Here is a 17176-nt window from a genome sequence, read left to right as displayed (position 1 = left end):
GGATAAGAGGAAATGTAAAAAGGTATCCTGACGGTTGGGGCGAATATCACCCACTCACAGGATTGATGTATTGTGCAGATTGCGGGAGCAAGATGTATGTTCATAGGACAAATAACTATAAGAATATCCCTTATTATGTTTGCAGTAATTATAAAAAAGTGCCTTGCGGAACTCTATGTCCATCAGCTTACAGGATAAAAGCAGAAGCGGTCTTAAACCTTATACAGGAAACCTTAAAAGACATTAAAAAATATCTTGATGAAGATAACGAAGCCTTTATCCGTTCAATTCAAAATGAAATGGAAGAAAAGGAAAAAGTAGAGATAGAAAAGAAAAAGATAAAATTAACGGAAAGCCAAAACAGACTTCAGGAACTTGAACGACTGATGTGCAGAATTTATGAAGATATGATTCTAAATAAAATACCGAATAATCGTTATGAAATCCTAAATAACCAATACGAAACAGAGCAACATACATTAAGCAAAGAGATTAAAGACTTAGAGGTTGTAATATCAAGATATGAAAAAGAAACAGACAGAGCTAAAAAATTTATATCTCTTATCAGTCGTTATGAAAACTTTGATGAACTTACAACTATAATGATAAATGAGTTTGTAGAAAAGATTATCGTACATGAAAGAGATAGAAAAGGAAGTCAGACATCAAAGCAAAAGATAGAAATTTACTTTAATTTCATAGGCAATTATGAACTGCCACAGGCGGAGTTAAGTGATGAAGAAAAACAAAAACTTGAGGAAGAAGAAAGAAAAATCGAAGAAAGAAAAGACAAGCTACATCAAAATTACCTGAAACGAAAAGCAAGCGGAAAACAGAAAGAGTATGAGGATAAATATAAGGCAATAAGGGAGCAGAAGAAACAAGAGAAATTAAAGGTTTTGAAAAGAGAGGGGATACCGGCAAGAGATTTTCAGTAAAGGCAAGAGATTTTCAGTAGAATATTGTGGATTGACTTTGAGGTTAGATTATGCTAAAATATAGTAAACAGTGTTATCTTAAGTTGGGAGGTGAAACTTACTGAGAGACAAAGATGTTACAATAAAGAAAATATTAAAAAGTGCAAAAAGCGAGTTTACAGAGCATGGATTCGAAGAGGCTTCTATTCGCACTATTGCTAAAAATGCAGGAATTACACCTGGTGCAATATATAAGCATTTTAAATCTAAAGAAGATATTTTTAAGGTACTTGTAAGTCCTATACTTGATCACTTATACAGAAGAAGTAAAGAATTGACAAATCAAGCGATTGAAGAAATTAAAGTAAATGGTTTACAAGCTTTTGGAGAAAAATCTGATGATAGTAATAGGGAATTATTGGAATTTATTTACCAAAACGATCCTATAGTTAATCTTCTGTTTAACTGTTCTCAGGGTACGGAATTTGAATCAATTCGTCATGATTTAGTGAATCTTGAAGTGCAGGGTGCTAAGAAATTGATCGAGGTTCTTAAAGAAAAAAAGATTGAAGTAAATGATTTGAATGATGATGAACTTCATGTTCTTTATACAATGGCATGTACACCTTTATTTGAGGTAATCACACATAGGTATTCATATAATGAAGCCTTGAATTTTATCGATATGATGGAGGCAGCAATGAATTTTGGTTGGAGGAGGATTATTAAATGAAAACATAATATAAAATTAAAAATAATAAATTTTGAAATCGGGTTAATCCCGATTTTCTGCGTTTTATGGAAAGTAAACAAAAATAAGAAAAATTTACCAGTAAAGATTATTTTGAATCAATCATATTGCAACTGGTAAATAAATATAAAAATTTAAAAGGAGGTATTCAAATGAATGAAACAAAATTAAAAACAAAAGATTTAGTTAACATCGGCATTTTTTCAGTGATTTATATGGCATTATCCATGGCGGTAATGATTATTCCAATACTTTCACCGATACTTTGGTTATTATGGCCAGCAATGACAGGCATAATATGTAATTTTATTTACATGTTGTTGGTCTCTAAGGTGCCAAAACCAGGAACGGCTTTACTTTTGATAGCAATTACAGGGATTATATATTTTGCTATAGGAGAATGCACTTTTACAATTGTCATAACTTGCGTTATTGCAGGAGTTTTAGCAGAAATTACTAGAAAAATTTTGGGATATAAAAGTCAAAAAAGCGTAATAGTATCTTCAGGATTGATTTGCATTGGGTTGATTGGATCACCATTGCCTATGTGGTTGTTCCAAGAATCTTATATGAAATCTATTATTAAAATGGGAATGAGTCCAGAATATGTAAATAAATTACAAACTTTAATTTCAATTCCAACACTTATCGGGATGATCATTACTGCATTTATTGGAGGAGTCATTGGTGCATATATAGGTAAAGCAATGTTCAAAAAACGTTTTGAGAAAGCTGGAATTATGTAAATGGAGGGTATTGTAAGAGGCATTATAAAGCTAAATCCACTAACTGAAATCATTTTTTTGATTTCAGTTAGTATTATTAGCTTTGCAAATAATAGCTTAAAATTAGATGTTTTTATTCTTTTAATGGCTGCTATTATAGCCTTATTTATGGGACTTGTTAAAATATCTTTAAAGGCATTATCTATGTTTGTATTATTACAGGGGTTGAAATATTTTGTTTTGCCGATTCTGCCAGATGTAATCTCAGCACATTTTGGATTATTGGTGATTCATGCTCCTAAGTTAATACCGATTTTTTTAGTTGGTCAAATTCTTATAAAAACTAATCCTATACGAAATATTATGTATGCCCTAAAAATGATGCATTTTCCAAAAAGCCTGATTATTTCTTTGGCAATAAGCATCAGATATTTTCCATCTTTAAGAGAAGAAAAAATATTAATCTCAGATGCAATAAAAATAAGAGGCGTGACTGGATTTAAAAAGATACAATTAGGACTAATATCATTAATAGTTACAGCTTCTAATACCGCAGATGAATTAGCTCAGGCTATTACAGTAAGAGGGATAGAAAATCCTGCAAGAAAGACTTTTATGGATGATGCAGGATTTAACATTTGGGATCTAATAATTATTCTATTATGTATTCTGATGTTCTTTAATGTAAAGTTCAAGTTATTTTTATAAGAGGTACGAAACATGATTAATATAAATGAAGCTTCATATTCCTATAAGAGAAGCTTAGAAGAACAGTTAAAGAAAATTTCAATAAAGATTAATCAAGGAGAAGTTATCTTATTATGCGGAAAATCTGGTTCTGGGAAAACAACTATAACAAAATTAATCAATGGATTGATTCCTCATTTTTTAGAGGGAAATTTATTAGGAAATATTTTTATAAATGGGATAAACACAAAACAAATGAAGATATATGAAATTTCTGAAAAAGTGGGAACAATTTTTCAAAACCCCAAAACACAGTTTTTTAATTTAGATTCAGATAGTGAACTAACATTTGGATTAGAAAATTTAGGTGAAAACCCTGATAAAATAAAAAGACAAGTTTTTAAAGTAGTACGTGATTTGGGAATTGAAAGATTAAAAAACAGAAATGTTTTTATGATGTCAGGTGGAGAAAAGCAATTACTTGCTATTGCATCTATTTATGCTACCAATCCAGATGTATATGTGTTTGATGAACCCTCTGCAAATATTGATGAGTATGGCATTGAAAGAATAAGAGAGATGCTTATAAATCTTAAAGCTCAGGGTAAGACAATTATTATTTCTGAACATAGACTCTATTATTTAATGGATTTAATTGATAGAGCTATGTATTTACAAGACGGAAAAATAGAATATGTTTTTTCAAATGTGGAATTTTCTTCAATTACTGACGAATCACGAAAGAAACTGGGACTTAGAACTTTTGTAAGAAAGAAAAATGATGATTTTGCAAATCCTGTCACATTTTGTGAATCTGATGACTTTGTAGTTTCAAATTTAGAATATGAAAATAAGAAACAAAAAATTTTGGATAAGATAAATATTTCTGGAAACAAGGGAGATATTATTGCAATAACAGGTAAAAATGGTCAAGGAAAAACAACATTAATGAGAATTTTGTGTGGACTGTTGAAAGAAAACGAAGGAAAAATAAGCTATAAAGGAAGTCCCATAAAATATAAAAAACGAAGAAAACTTTGTTATATGGTTATGCAAGATGTAATTCATCAGTTTTTTTCTGAATCTGTAAGAGATGAATTTAGTTTATTTGATTCTAAAATAGATGAAAAGCAAATAGATAATATTCTAGAAAAATTAGATCTTAAAAAATTAGATAATCGTCATCCTATGTGCTTATCAGGAGGTCAAATGCAGAGACTTTCTGTAGCATTGGGGATGTTAATGAATAGAGAAATTATTATTTTGGACGAACCAACGAGTGGACTTGATTATACAAATATGCTCGAAATAAGCAAAGTCATTAAAGAATTTTCAAATAATAAAATTATATTTATTGTTACGCATGATAATGAATTGATTGATAGTACATGTAATAAATTATTGGAAATTTGCGATGGCAGAATAAAAAGATTTTATGAAAGAAGGTAAAAGATGGATATCTTAAAGGGACATAAAAGCAAGATTTTCGCAGCTGTATTCATTGCGATAATAGGAGTAGGATTTGGTGTAATACCTTATTTTTCTGTAGCAGCCATTATTAATAACTTGGTTGCAAAAAATACAAATTTAAATAATTATTATCCATATATTTTTGCTGTATTTCTGGGATTTTTGGCAAGTATATTATTTCATGAAATATCTACTATTATTTCTCATAATCTTGCCTACAGGATTATTGAAGATAAAAGAAAGTTATTAGCTGACAAATTAAGTAAAATTTCTATGGGAGAAGTTGAAAGAAAGAGCAGCGGACAGTGGTCTCAATTTATGGTGGAAACACTTGATAAAATGGAAAAACCGATTGCTCATGTGATTCCAGAAGTTATTGCTAATATATTCATTCCTATAGTATTGATCATAACAATTTTTATAATGGACTGGAGAATAGGAATTGCAAATTTACTTACAATTCCATTGGGATTATTGTTCTCAATGTTAATGATGCGAGGTTATGAAGGAAAATCTAAAAGATACCAAGAAGCAGCTAAAGCTATGAATACGACAATGGTTGAATATGTAAATGGTATTAAAGTTATAAAAGCATTTAATAAATCAGCATCATCATTTGGGAAATTTAGAAAGACTGTTGAAGAGAATAAGAACGCAATGCTTGATTGGTATTTGAGTGTTTGTTTTTCAATGACAGCAACTATGGAAACTATCCCGTCAACTATGGTATTCGTTTTACCAGCTTCCTTGTATTTCTTTATGAAGGGTAGTGTTGAAGTAGGGACTCTTATCATGTGTATATTGCTATCATATGCTTCATATAAACCATTAATAAAAGCTATGAGTCATATGGAAACAATAGCAAATATAAAAGTTGTATTTGAAGAAATAAAAAAAATAATGGAAATTCCTAACTTAAAAAGAGGAGAAGAAGTAAGAGATATAAAATCTTATGATGTAGAGTTTAAAGATGTTACATTTGCATATGAAGAGTCAAAGAATGTATTAAATAATATTTCGTTTAAAGCAAATGAAAATGAGTTAACTGCAATCGTTGGAAATTCAGGTAGTGGAAAGTCTACTATTACAAAACTAATCGCAGGATTTTGGAATGTTTCTAATGGAGAAATTTTAATTGGAAAAACAAATTTGAACGAATTGCCTTTAAAACAGAATATGGAGCTTGTTAGCTATGTGTCGCAAGAAAACTTTCTTTTTAATAAAACAATATTAGAAAATTTAAAGATGGCGAAGGAAGATGCGAGTATGGATGAAATTAAAGAGGCTTGTGAAAAAGCGAGTTGCTATAATTTTATAAAGAGCCTACCAAATGGATATGAAACTATTGTAGGAAAGGGAGGAGCAAATCTTTCTGGAGGAGAAAAGCAAAGAATTGCAATAGCTAGGTGTTTTTTAAAGAATAGTCCTATTGTACTACTTGATGAAGCAACAGCATATTCTGATCCTGACAATGAATCAGTTATTCAACAGTCTATTGATAAGTTAATTAAAGATAAAACAGTGATTATGGTAGCTCACAGGTTATCTACAATTGTAAATGCAAATAAAATAATTGTGGTGGATAGTGGAGAAGTAATTGAAGAAGGCACTCATAAACAATTACTAGAGTTAAATGGGAGATACAAAAAAATGTGGGATGTATATACAGAATCTAAAGAAATCGAGGTGATATAAAGTGAGAGAATTGATAAAAACTTTATATGAGGTGTCAGGGTCATATTCAAATAAAATAACAAAAATGCTTATTTTTGATGTATTTAAGGGAGTATTTGAAGGAGTTTCTTTAGGTGCAATTCTATTATGTTTGACCAAAATTTGTGAAAATATATTCACGAACCAAAGCATTTTAATGAAAGATGTGTATATTGTTTTTATTATTGCAGCTATAAGTGTGGTGGGAAAAATTATATTTGGATATCTGGCTGATAAAAACAAATACATTGCTTCGTACAATTTAGGAGCAGAAAATAGATTATATATTGGTGATCGTTTAAAAAAAGTAAACATGGGATATTTCAGCACAAATTCTTTAGGGAATATAGCAGGAGCATTGTCAACTGTTATAGGTGAACTTGAAACAATAGGAGTTTTTATTATTGAGCAAATGCTTGTAGGTACAATACAGACACTAATTATGGTTATTTTCATACTACCTTATGATTTTGCAACAGCTATAATTATATTGTTGACTTTGATTGTTGGAACCTTAGTAAACTTATTCACACAAAAAAGCACAGATCAACTAACAGAGAGATTGTTAGGACTTAAATTGGATTTAAGTGAAAAAATGCTTGAGTATGTAAATGGGATAGGAATAACTAAAGCATTTGGAAAAGATAAAAATACAGTTAAGGAACTAAACGAAAGTATTACAAAAAGTCGCAAAGGTTTCCTTGCTGTAGAAAAAATTTTAGTTCCAACACAGTTTTTATTCTTGTTAGTATTTAAACTTGGCATTTGTGTGATAATTTTTAGTTCTATAATAAGATATTTATCAGGGGATATTGAAGTTACTAAAGCTATTATATTAATTGTTATGAGTTTTGTTGTTTTTTCTGGATTTGAATTAGCAGGAAGTATGCAGAGTATTAAGGGTGTTGCTGTACGAAATCTTAATACTGTTATAAATTTAAGAAATTTACCTGTAATTGAAGAAGGTGAAATGACAGAAGTAGATAAAGCAGAAATATCAATGAACAATATTTCATTTTCTTATGGAAAAGAAAATCTTTTCAATAATCTAAGTATGCTTGTTCCAGATGGAAAAACAACTGCTCTTGTTGGATTTTCAGGAAGTGGTAAAACAACACTTTGCAATTTAATGGCGAGGTTTTGGGATGTAAATTCTGGCGAAGTAAAAGTTGGAAATCTAAATATTAAACAGTACAAGTATGATGAATTGCTTTCAAATTTTAGCTTTGTTTTTCAAGACGTGTATCTTTTTGATGATACCATAAAAAACAATATTAAGTTTGGTAATCCAAAAGCAACAGATGAAGAAATGATAGATATTGCCAAAAAAGCTCAGTGCCATGATTTTATTATGAAATTGCCACAAGCTTATGATACTGTTTTGCAAGAAGGGGGTTCAAATCTATCGGGTGGTGAGCGTCAACGAATTTCTATTGCAAGAGCCATGTTAAAACCGAGTAGGTTTGTAGTTCTTGATGAGGCAACTTCAAGCGTAGATCCAGAAAATGAAAAAGAATTATTGATTGCTTTGAAAAACTTATTAAAAGGCAAAACTGTTATTGTAATTGCACACAAGCTTTCTACTGTAAAAAATGCAGATCAGATAGTTGTTTTAAAAGATGGTGTTATAAAACAAGTAGGAACACATAGTGAACTTGCATCTAAACATGGAATATATAAGGATTTTATTGAAATCAGAAAACAATCTGAAGAATGGGTAGTTTAGAAAGGTTTGATATATGAATATTAGATAGATGTAAGAAACGGGGGAGTAAGATGAAAAAGACTTTTCATATAGAAGAAAGAAATAACAAAAAATTCTTCTTGCCTTATAGTTTCTTATTATCTCAAGCAACTAAATATATCTAAAGAAAAGATAGATTCATTTCTTTTCGGAGGACTATTTACACCAAAGTGTAGAAGTCCTCCTTTTTTTATTCTCAAAAAGCAAAAACAGAGAGCATAAAAAGGAGGATTACACAATGGACAAAAAAGAATATTTCCTTTATGTCAAAGGAAAAGCCGTACCTGTAAGTGAAGAAGTCTATAAAGCCTACTGGAAGATAACAGAGCATGAAAAATATCTCCAAAGAAAAGATTGGAAGCATAATGTTATACCATTTTCAGCACTGGATCATGATGGACACTTTGTAGATAACATCATAGATGAAAAAATAGACTTAGAAAAAATTGTAGAAGTAAAAATGCGAATTGAAGAACTTCATAAAGCATTAAATACTCTAACACAAGAAGAACGAGAGCTAATGGAAGCCATCTTCTACAAAGAAGAAAGCCTAAGGTCAATCAGCAGAAGAGAGAAAGTTACACATCAAGCAATCAGCGGGAGGAGGGACAGAATTTTAGAAAAACTGAGAAAGATTTTAGAAGATAAAATCTAAAAACTTGGAAAGGTTAAGTGTCAAAAAAGGTGCTTAACCTTTCTTTATGGAAACAAGCAGATACCAAAATGGAGGAATGAAAAATGAAGAAAGAAAACACATTACAGGAAGTACAGGAACAAATTTCTGAACTTCAGGAAGAAAGAGAAAAGTGCAATGTGAAGCTGAAACAATTAGAAAATCAAGGCAAGAAATTAGAAAAACTTGCAAACGAAAAAGAACGAAAAAGAAGAAATCACAGGCTTATACAAAGAGGCTTGATAGTAGAAAGAGTGGTTAAAAATCCACTAATGTTTACCAATGAGGAGATAGAAGAATTACTTAAAGTTGCTACTCACACAGAAGAATACAGACAAGCCTATGAAGAAATGATAAATGGGAAAGATATGGAAGATGAAACAGACAGCGAGTAGACAGAATAAAAGACCTTAGTTTTTTCAGAAGCTCCCTGCAAGGGCAAAAAGCTTCGCAGAACGCAAAGCACCCTTTAGGGTGTATAATTGCGCCCTTAGAAAAACTAAGGGATTTTAGCAAGTCTTAAAACATACAAAAGTTAATAAAAATATACAGATAAAGCAGATAGGAAAAGATACAAAAATAACCTGTCTGCTTTTTTTTATTTACCTGAAAACAAACAAAAAATGAAAGGAGCTTATACAGATGGCAGAAACATTTCACTTTAGTATATCAATGATAAGCAGAGGAAAAAGTAAATCGGCAGTTGCAAGTGCAGCATATATATCCTGTGAGAAATTAACAAATGAATGGGACGGAGTAACTCACGACTACCATAATAAAAAAGGACTTTTACATTCAGAAATCTTCTTGCCGGAGAATGTCCCCATAGCATTAAAAGATAGAACTACTTTATGGAATAGCGTTGAACTAAATGAGAAAGCAAGCAATGCACAGCTTGCAAGAAACTTCATTATCGCCTTACCGAAAGAATTATCTTTTGAAGAAAACAAGAAACTCATTATCGACTTCATACAAGAAAATTTTGCATCAAAAGGAATGATAGCAGACCTTGCAATCCATGATGAAAGTGATGAAGAAAATAACAATATCCATGCTCATATTATGACTACCCTTAGACCAATCAATGAAAAAGGAGAGTGGCAGGCAAAAAGCAAAAAAGAATATGTTCTTGATGAAAACGGAGAAAAGATAAAACTAAAAAGCGGAAACTATAAAACAAGAAAAGTAGAGCTGACAGACTGGAACGATAAAGGCAACGCAGAGAAATGGCGAGAGAATTTTGCAAGCCTTTGTAATCAGTATTTAGAAAAAAATCATCAGGAAAAGAGAGTGGATCATCGTTCCTACAAAAGACAAGGGATAGAAGAAATCCCAACCATTCACATGGGAGCAAGTGCCAGCGCCTTAGAGAAAAAAGGAATCGAAACCGACAAAGGAAACATCAACCGAGAAATAAAAAAGCACAACTCCTTAGTTAAGGCAATTAAAGAAAAATTGTTAGAGATTAACTCTTGGCTTAACTCACTTGTTTCTACATTTCAAGCAAAATATGACGAGTACAAAGAAACAAGACAACAAGAGATTGAGAACAAAGCCGAACTCTTTAACCTCTATGAATATATCTCTATCTATAACGAGATACAGGGAGAAAAAATAAAAAATCTATCCTACTATGGACAGATAAAAAAGGGAAATGCAGACCTAAAGAGATTTGTAAAAGCAATCTACTATCTAAAAGATAATCATCTTCAAACCATAGCAGACCTACAAGGAAAAGTCTTTGAACTTGCAAAACAAAGTAAAAAGATAAGTGGTGATATTCAAGAAAAAACACAAAGAATAAAAGACTTAAATCAATGTGTAAGCTGCATAGACTCTATCAAAGAAAACAAAGAAGTTTATCAGGAATACAAAAGCAAAACCATATTCAAAGACAGCTTTTATAATTCTCATAAAAAAGGAATAGACAGATATCTAAGAGCAAGAAAGACCATAGAAAAATTTACAGGGACATCATCTATAAAATTAAGTGATTGGCAAAAAGAAATATCAAACCTTGAAAAAGAGATACAAAGTTTAACGGAAGATAAAGTTAAAGTACAAGACGAATTTAAGCAGATAGACCATATCAAATATGCAGTAAAGATTGTCAATGACGAGTATGGAATAGACCTATCTATTGAGATAGATAAGGCAATTAAGAGAGGAGATAAACCAAGTGTTATTGCACAGCTGAAAAAATTCCAAGAGCAAGAGGAAAGAAAGGAGCAGTACAAACAAAAAGCCAAGGAAAAGGCTAAAGAAAATTATAAAAATACAGGGGAGGAAAGATAAAAATGGCAGACAACAGAAGATACTATTGGTTAAAATTGAAAGAAGATTTTTTTACAGATAAGAGAATCAAAAGGCTAAGAAAAATATCAGGAGGAGATACCTATACAATCATTTACCTCAAATTGCTTTTGCTTAGCTTAAAAGATAGTGGGAAGCTGTATTATGACGGAGTAGAAACAGACTTTATCAAGGAGCTTGCATTAACGATTGATGAAACGGAAGATGATGTAATGGTTACAGTAAATTATCTTGTAGCACAAGGATTGATGGAGATAATCACAGAAAATGACGAGTATTTTTTAACAGAAATCCCAAGTCTTATAGGTTCAGAAACAGCGTCTACAAGGCGTTCGAGGAAATCAAGAGGACAAAAAGCGTTGCAATGCAACACTGGTGCAACACCTTGCAACCTTTTGCAACAAAACTGCAACGGAGAGATAGAGATAGAGAAAGAGATAGATATAGAGTTAGAAAAAGAGGGGGAGAAAGAAAAAATATCCCCCTCCCTTTATGGAGAATATAAAAATGTTTCCTTAACTGATGAAGAATATGGAAAATTAAAGGATAAAATGCAATGTCATAGGGATAAAATGATAGAGAAGCTGTCAACCTATATGCAAAGTACAGGAAGAAACTACAAAGACCATTATGCGACCTTGGTTCATTGGTATGAACAGGACAAAGGGAAATTAAAGGAAAACAGTAAATCAAAAGTATATACCTTTGAAGATTATGACAAGGGTGAACACTTGTAGACCTCGTATAAGACGGTGGAAAGGCTTTTTAAGAGTGTTAATAATAAAATAGGTATCAGATTATGGCTAATTGTAAAAACATCTTATAAGGGCTTAAATTTGTGGTATGGAAAAAATATCGTATTTATGATAAAATGATAATGATATGGTAATAAACTCAGTTATAAGGAGAGGATATATAAATGCGAATTCAATTTACTGTAACCGATGAAGAACTTGAAATTTTAACTAAAAAAGCAATAGAGGGAGGTTTCCCAAGCGTTACTGAATATTGTAAGTGTAGTAGTTTACAAGAAAATACAAGCTATGCTGACCTATATACTACCTTATTAAACAAAATTAGCTCTTTACCGAAAGGCAAAGAATTTGTTTTGAGAGAGTTAATCGCAACACCGCCGGCATTGATTGGCAGATGGTTTTATGAAAATGTAAATAAGAGACTTGTAAAAAATGTGGAACACATCGGAAAAGCTGAAGGTGGAGTAGAAAAATATAAAAGAATTTAGATAATGTTGGAGGTGCATTTCATGGCAGAAGAAAATAAAGAGATAGTTATTGTAGATGATAAAACTATACAAGAAAAAATATATCTTATTCGTGGGCAAAAAGTAATGCTTGATGCAGATTTAGCTGAAATATATGGTTATGAAACAAAAAACTTTAATAGACAGGTAAAAAACAATATTGAGAAGTTTGAAGGCGAAGATTTTATGTTTCAACTTACCGAGAATGAATTTGAAAACTTGAGGTGCAAAAATTTCACCTCAAGTTGGGGCGGTTCAAGATACTTACCAAATGCCTTTACAGAACAAGGTATTTATATGCTTATGACGGTATTAAGAGGTGAACTTGCGATTAGGCAAAGTAGAGCCTTAATTAGAACATTTAAGCAGATGAAAGACTTTATAATCGAAAATCAAGATTTTATTAGCTCAAAAGAATTGGTACAAATAGCAGTACAGACAAATCAAAACACAAAGGATATAGCTGAAATAAAGTCGCAAATGGCTACAAAAGAAGATTTGAAAAAGGTTATGGATAATTTTATAGATCCAGACACATACAAGCATTTCCTTTTAATGAATGGAGATAAGATTGAAGCAGATGTTGCTTATACAAAAATATATAAGTCTGCAAAGAAAAGCATTTATGTAATAGATAACTATATAGGCTTGAAAACCTTAGAATTATTAAGAGCTGCAAAAGACAATGTTGAAATTATAGTCTTTAGCGACAATGTGAAAAATAAAGATATGCTTACAAAAAACATCCTAAATGATTTTAGAAGAGATTATCCAAATATCAACTTAAAAATGAAGGTTGCAGGCAAAAAATATCACGATAGATATATTGCAATAGACTATGGAACAGACAGTGAAGCCTTTTATCTTTGCGGAGCATCATCAAAAGATGCAGGAAATAAAATATCAAGTATTACAAAGATAGAGGAATCTTCCAAGGATATGTATCATACGATGTTTGGCGGAATGCTGAACAATAAGGATTTGAAAATTTAATATGTAAATGGTAAAGCGTTATTAAATGAATAGCTACAAGACTTGTGAAAGGCGGTAGAAATAAAACTCTATCGTCTTTTTTTGATTGCAACTAACAGGAGGGAAACTAATATGCACGAAAATAAAAACGAACAAAATACAGGAATAAAGACCATAAAGAAGATTGGAAAGGCAACTTATGAGGTTGTTGTCCATTTTAATGAAAATGCGACTGAAACTATGCAAGATAAATTGAAAAGGATAATGCTTAGGGAAATGGAGCGAGAAAAAGATAAAAAACCCCATAAAAATGATTAGAAAGTCCTTGACAAGTTGTTACAGGAAAAACTGCCAAGTCAATTCTAATATCTTGTGGAGCAAGACTTGCACCTTTTGATATAAGAGAGCTTAGAGAACTAATGAGCGAAGATGAATTAGAACTCGATAAAATTGGAGATAGAAAAACTGCTTTATTTGTAATAATATCAGATACTGACGATACTTTTAACTTTGTAGTCTCAATAATGTATTCCCAATTATTTAATTTACTATGTGATAAGGCAGATGATGTGTATGGTGGAAGACTTCCAGTTCATGTTAGGTGTCTACTTGATGAGTTTGCAAATATTGGCTTAATTCCTAAATTTGAAAAATTAATAGCAACAATTCGTTCAAGAGAAATATCAGCAAGCATAATACTGCAAGCACAATCTCAATTAAAAGCAATTTACAAAGACCATGCAGATACAATAGTTGGTAACTGTGACTCCACACTCTTTTTAGGAGGAAAAGAAAAAACAACAGTAAAAGAATTATCAGAAACCTTAGGAAAAGAAACCATAGACCTATATAACACATCAGAAACAAAATCAAACCAAAAATCTTTTGGACTAAATTACCAAAAAACTGGCAAAGAACTTATGAGCCAAGATGAAATAACTGTAATGGATGGTGGTAAGTGTATATATCAGCTAAGGGGAGTAAGACCTTTCTTATCAGATAAGTTTGATATTACAAAGCATAAGAATTATAAGTTGTTGGAAGATTATGATAAGAAAAACTTGTTTGATGTTGAGGAATATTTAAAGAATAGAGATAAAATAAAAATAAACAGGAACAGTTTGATTACAAGATTATGAATTAACGTTAGGATAAAAATATTTTTGGTATAATATTTATATATAAACTATGGAGGCAGGCATATGAGGTCTTATGAAAGTAAGGAAGAATTAAAGAATGAGATAAAGAAAACTTTTGAAAAATATATTTCAGAGTTTGACAATATACCAGAAGAACTAAAAGATATAAGGCTAGAAGAAGTTGATAGGACACCAGCAGAAAATCTTGCCTATCAAGTAGGCTGGACGACTTTAGTATTAAAATGGGAAGAAGATGAGAAAAAAGGTATAGATGTTAAAACACCATCAGATAAATTCAAGTGGAATCAGCTCGGTGAGTTGTACCAATGGTTTACGGACACCTATGCTAATAAATCTTTGAAAGACTTAAAAGAGATATTAACAAAAAATGTAGAAGATATTTATTTAATGATAGATAATTTTACAGATGAAGAACTATTTAAACCACATATGAGAAAATGGGCAGATGAAGCAACAAAAACTGCAACTTGGGAAGTTTATAAGTTCATTCATGTAAATACAGTAGCACCATTTGGAACTTTTAGAACTAAAATTAGAAAATGGAAAAAACTAATATTGCAAAATGGTGGTGACTGTTATGGAAAATAAAAAGTTATTAGCTATTATATACGCAACTCTTGCAGCAGCATTTTATGCTATAAGTACTCCGTTATCAAAGTTGTTGATTGGACAAGTATCTCCAACCATTATGGCTTCATTTTTATATTTGGGGGCTGGCATAGGTGTAGGGGTGATGTATGTATTTCATTGGAAGAATGAAAAAAAATCAGAGAGACTCACAAAAAATGACCTTAAGTACACAATTGGAATGATTGTTCTTGATATAATAGCTCCTATTTTTCTTATGCTAGGCATTAAGTATGGAAATGCTTCAAATGCTTCCTTGCTTGGAAATTTTGAGATTGTTGCCACAACAATGATTGCCCTATTAATCTTCAATGAGAAAGTTTCTAATAAACTTTGGGCGGCAATTGGATTTATAACATTGTCTAGTATTATTCTTTCACTAGATAGTGTGCAGGGATTTCGATTTTCCTACGGATCTTTATTTGTTTTGCTAGCAACCTTATGCTGGGGACTTGAAAATAACTGCACACGTAGTATTTCTGAAAAAAGCACATATGAAATTGTGACACTAAAAGGAATTGGATCTGGAATGGGAGCCTTTATTGTTTCCTATATAATTGGCGAGAAACTGCCGGAAACAAAATATCTTTTTTTGGTGATGCTATTGGGATTCGTATCATATGGACTAAGCATTTTCACATATATTAGAGCACAGAAATACCTTGGGGCCGCTAAGACCAGTGCTTACTATGCAATTGCACCATTTATAGGCACTGCGATAGCCTTTATCTTTTTAGGAGAACAAATTACGTGGAAGTATATAATTGCCCTTCTAATTATGATTGTTGGCACAGCATTTGTAGTTACTGACACGATTATTAAAAGCCACACACATATTCATAACCACGTAATTACACATACTCATGACGGCAATACGCACACACATACGATTGAGCATTGTCATAAACATCGTCATATTGGAGATGAACAAAACCACAACCACAAGGTAATGACGGATTATATAAACAGTAAGGAGCACTATATGGATCATCTGAACTTATAAATCCTATTTTGCCAATGTGAATATCAAATGTTTCGGGCGATAGAAATTAAAAACTCTATCGTCTTTTTTTATACTCAAAATTAGACCAGCTATCAAATGTCAAGAAAAAAATAAAAAATAATTATCTTGAAATTTAAGGCATGTCAAATAAGCCTAAAAATTAGGCTTAGAAAAATTAATTAACAATTGAATAATAACTAAATATTAGGTATGTAAGCTTTGTTATCCCTTAAAACAGCAAAAATTATGTTAGTAAGTTTTCTAGCAACAGCACCAATAGCTGTTCCATGAGCCTTACCTCTTTGTCTAAGTTTTTGATAATACACAGACAAAGCAGGATCTTTAAAAGCTGCAACACTAGCAGCAAGCCAAATAGCACGTCTAAGATAAGGAGAACCACGTTTAGAAATCTTAGTATCAGTAGCATTAAAATTGCCAGATTGCTTAACAGCAACATCTAAACCTGCATAAGCAACTAACTGATTAGCTCTCTCAAAACGAGAAATATCACCGATTTCTGAGAAAATAACACCACCTAAGATATCGCCAATACCAGTGATAGAAGTAATAACAGGGCAGAAAGAATTAATCATAGAAGAAATTTCATCTTCGATATCAGCTATTTGATCTTCAAGAAAAGAAATTTGAGCAATAATCTGTTTAATTTGAAAAGAAAAAGACTTCAAAGCAAACTTAACACCAAAAGAATTAGAAGCCTTCTCTTGGATTTCTTTAGCCTTATCAATACCAAAGTGCCCCTTACTACACTTAGACAAAAGCATAGCAAGCTCATCAGCAGGAATAGAAATCATATCCTCAGGCAAAGGATACTTACTCAAAAGCTCCTTAGAAGCCACACCATAAATATTAGAAAAAAGCGAAGAATACTCAGGAAAAACCTGATCTAAAATAGCAACAAGCTTTCTCTTCCAATCAGAAGCTTCATCAACAAGAGCAAACCTAAACCTAGAAAGATTTCTAAGAGCAAAAGTATCCTCATCAGAAAAATGAGAAACAGAAAACTCACCGAACTTAAGAATTTGAGCAATAACAAAAGAATCAACAGAATCATTCTTAGTCTGTCTAATATACATCTTTCTAAAAGCATCAGATTGAATAGGGTTAATAACAACACAAGAAAAACCTAAATCAATTAAGAA

General features: G+C 31.4%; 17 protein-coding genes and 2 pseudogenes. 18 read left to right on the top strand and 1 reads right to left on the bottom strand.

Features of this window, described 5'->3' with window-relative positions:
* The 18 genes and pseudogenes from NH286_RS09085 to NH286_RS09000 form a co-directional block, all read left to right on the top strand.
* Positions 1 to 938: DUF4368 domain-containing protein (locus tag NH286_RS09085; RefSeq protein ID WP_265238423.1), on the top strand; the 938-nt coding region annotated here is incomplete at its 5' end.
* Between the two features lie 100 nt (positions 939 to 1038).
* Positions 1039 to 1143, top strand: a pseudogene (locus NH286_RS10670) (TetR/AcrR family transcriptional regulator); the annotation flags it as partial.
* A gap of 108 nt (positions 1144 to 1251) precedes the next feature.
* Positions 1252 to 1650, top strand: a complete 399-nt coding sequence (locus tag NH286_RS09075; protein WP_000184355.1) for a hypothetical protein — start codon at positions 1252 to 1254, stop codon at positions 1648 to 1650.
* 170 nt (positions 1651 to 1820) lie between these two features.
* Positions 1821 to 2414: an MptD family putative ECF transporter S component gene (locus NH286_RS09070; protein WP_001006067.1), complete on the top strand. Its 594-nt coding sequence runs from the start codon at positions 1821 to 1823 to the stop codon at positions 2412 to 2414.
* Entirely contained in the window at positions 2415 to 3101 is a 687-nt protein-coding gene (locus NH286_RS09065; protein WP_195445721.1) for an energy-coupling factor transporter transmembrane component T family protein, read from the top strand.
* 12 nt (positions 3102 to 3113) lie between these two features.
* Entirely contained in the window at positions 3114 to 4529 is a 1416-nt protein-coding gene (locus NH286_RS09060) for an ABC transporter ATP-binding protein (protein ID WP_265238419.1), read from the top strand.
* Between the two features lie 3 nt (positions 4530 to 4532).
* Positions 4533 to 6245: an ABC transporter ATP-binding protein gene (locus NH286_RS09055; RefSeq protein WP_265238417.1), complete on the top strand. Its 1713-nt coding sequence runs from the start codon at positions 4533 to 4535 to the stop codon at positions 6243 to 6245.
* A gap of 1 nt (position 6246) precedes the next feature.
* Positions 6247 to 7989, top strand: a complete 1743-nt coding sequence (locus tag NH286_RS09050) for an ABC transporter ATP-binding protein (RefSeq protein WP_265238415.1) — start codon at positions 6247 to 6249, stop codon at positions 7987 to 7989.
* 256 nt (positions 7990 to 8245) lie between these two features.
* Positions 8246 to 8662 carry a sigma factor-like helix-turn-helix DNA-binding protein gene (locus NH286_RS09045; RefSeq protein WP_019132840.1) on the top strand — a complete coding sequence of 139 codons (417 nt, stop codon included), beginning with the start codon at positions 8246 to 8248 and terminating at the stop codon, positions 8660 to 8662.
* A gap of 83 nt (positions 8663 to 8745) precedes the next feature.
* Entirely contained in the window at positions 8746 to 9075 is a 330-nt protein-coding gene (locus NH286_RS09040; protein WP_002842117.1) for a DUF3847 domain-containing protein, read from the top strand.
* A 247-nt stretch (positions 9076 to 9322) separates the two neighbouring features.
* Positions 9323 to 10975, top strand: coding sequence for a MobQ family relaxase (mobQ, locus tag NH286_RS09035; protein WP_019595625.1), 1653 nt, complete (start codon positions 9323 to 9325; stop codon positions 10973 to 10975).
* 2 nt (positions 10976 to 10977) lie between these two features.
* The gene (locus tag NH286_RS09030; RefSeq protein ID WP_000774842.1) at positions 10978 to 11730 is read left to right on the top strand and encodes a phage replisome organizer N-terminal domain-containing protein; all 753 of its coding nucleotides are present in this window, start codon (positions 10978 to 10980) and stop codon (positions 11728 to 11730) included.
* Between the two features lie 182 nt (positions 11731 to 11912).
* On the top strand, positions 11913 to 12236 hold the full coding sequence (locus NH286_RS09025; RefSeq protein ID WP_001222545.1) for a hypothetical protein: 324 nt from the start codon (positions 11913 to 11915) through the stop codon (positions 12234 to 12236).
* 21 nt (positions 12237 to 12257) lie between these two features.
* Positions 12258 to 13247: an ORF6N domain-containing protein gene (locus tag NH286_RS09020; protein ID WP_265238411.1), complete on the top strand. Its 990-nt coding sequence runs from the start codon at positions 12258 to 12260 to the stop codon at positions 13245 to 13247.
* Positions 13248 to 13358: 111 nt separating this feature from the next.
* Positions 13359 to 13544: a transposon-encoded TnpW family protein gene (locus NH286_RS09015; RefSeq protein WP_002842105.1), complete on the top strand. Its 186-nt coding sequence runs from the start codon at positions 13359 to 13361 to the stop codon at positions 13542 to 13544.
* Between the two features lie 11 nt (positions 13545 to 13555).
* Positions 13556 to 14365 (top strand): annotated as a pseudogene (locus NH286_RS09010) (VirD4-like conjugal transfer protein, CD1115 family); the annotation flags it as partial.
* A 63-nt stretch (positions 14366 to 14428) separates the two neighbouring features.
* Positions 14429 to 14974, top strand: a complete 546-nt coding sequence (locus tag NH286_RS09005; RefSeq protein WP_265238408.1) for a ClbS/DfsB family four-helix bundle protein — start codon at positions 14429 to 14431, stop codon at positions 14972 to 14974.
* Positions 14964 to 16016 carry a DMT family transporter gene (locus NH286_RS09000; protein WP_265238406.1) on the top strand — a complete coding sequence of 351 codons (1053 nt, stop codon included), beginning with the start codon at positions 14964 to 14966 and terminating at the stop codon, positions 16014 to 16016. Before NH286_RS09005 ends, NH286_RS09000 begins: the two co-directional genes overlap by 11 nt.
* Before the next feature lie 197 nt (positions 16017 to 16213).
* Here the strand turns inward: NH286_RS09000 and NH286_RS08995 are convergent.
* Positions 16214 to 17176 (bottom strand): IS110 family transposase (locus NH286_RS08995; protein ID WP_265238404.1); only part of this gene is annotated, 963 nt, incomplete at its 5' end.

The organism is Anaerococcus sp. NML200574 (assembly GCF_026131665.1).
GTDB classification, from domain to species: domain Bacteria; phylum Bacillota; class Clostridia; order Tissierellales; family Peptoniphilaceae; genus Anaerococcus; species Anaerococcus kampingae.
The sequence above is the reverse complement of the archived record's forward strand: the minus strand, read 5'-3'. Positions and strand labels throughout refer to the sequence as shown.

Bases quoted from the DNA above. Each gene is read 5' to 3' on its own strand.
- NH286_RS09005 (WP_265238408.1), top strand. From the start codon at position 14,429: ATGAGGTCTTATGAAAGTAAGGAAGAATTAAAGAATGAGATAAAGAAA.
- NH286_RS09045 (WP_019132840.1), top strand. From the start codon at position 8,246: ATGGACAAAAAAGAATATTTCCTTTATGTCAAAGGAAAAGCCGTACCT.
- NH286_RS09020 (WP_265238411.1), top strand. From the start codon at position 12,258: ATGGCAGAAGAAAATAAAGAGATAGTTATTGTAGATGATAAAACTATA.
- NH286_RS09070 (WP_001006067.1), top strand. From the start codon at position 1,821: ATGAATGAAACAAAATTAAAAACAAAAGATTTAGTTAACATCGGCATT.
- NH286_RS09040 (WP_002842117.1), top strand. From the start codon at position 8,746: ATGAAGAAAGAAAACACATTACAGGAAGTACAGGAACAAATTTCTGAA.
- NH286_RS09030 (WP_000774842.1), top strand. From the start codon at position 10,978: ATGGCAGACAACAGAAGATACTATTGGTTAAAATTGAAAGAAGATTTT.
- NH286_RS09025 (WP_001222545.1), top strand. From the start codon at position 11,913: ATGCGAATTCAATTTACTGTAACCGATGAAGAACTTGAAATTTTAACT.
- NH286_RS09065 (WP_195445721.1), top strand. From the start codon at position 2,415: ATGGAGGGTATTGTAAGAGGCATTATAAAGCTAAATCCACTAACTGAA.
- NH286_RS09000 (WP_265238406.1), top strand. From the start codon at position 14,964: ATGGAAAATAAAAAGTTATTAGCTATTATATACGCAACTCTTGCAGCA.
- mobQ (WP_019595625.1), top strand. From the start codon at position 9,323: ATGGCAGAAACATTTCACTTTAGTATATCAATGATAAGCAGAGGAAAA.
- NH286_RS09015 (WP_002842105.1), top strand. From the start codon at position 13,359: ATGCACGAAAATAAAAACGAACAAAATACAGGAATAAAGACCATAAAG.
- NH286_RS09055 (WP_265238417.1), top strand. From the start codon at position 4,533: ATGGATATCTTAAAGGGACATAAAAGCAAGATTTTCGCAGCTGTATTC.
- NH286_RS09060 (WP_265238419.1), top strand. From the start codon at position 3,114: ATGATTAATATAAATGAAGCTTCATATTCCTATAAGAGAAGCTTAGAA.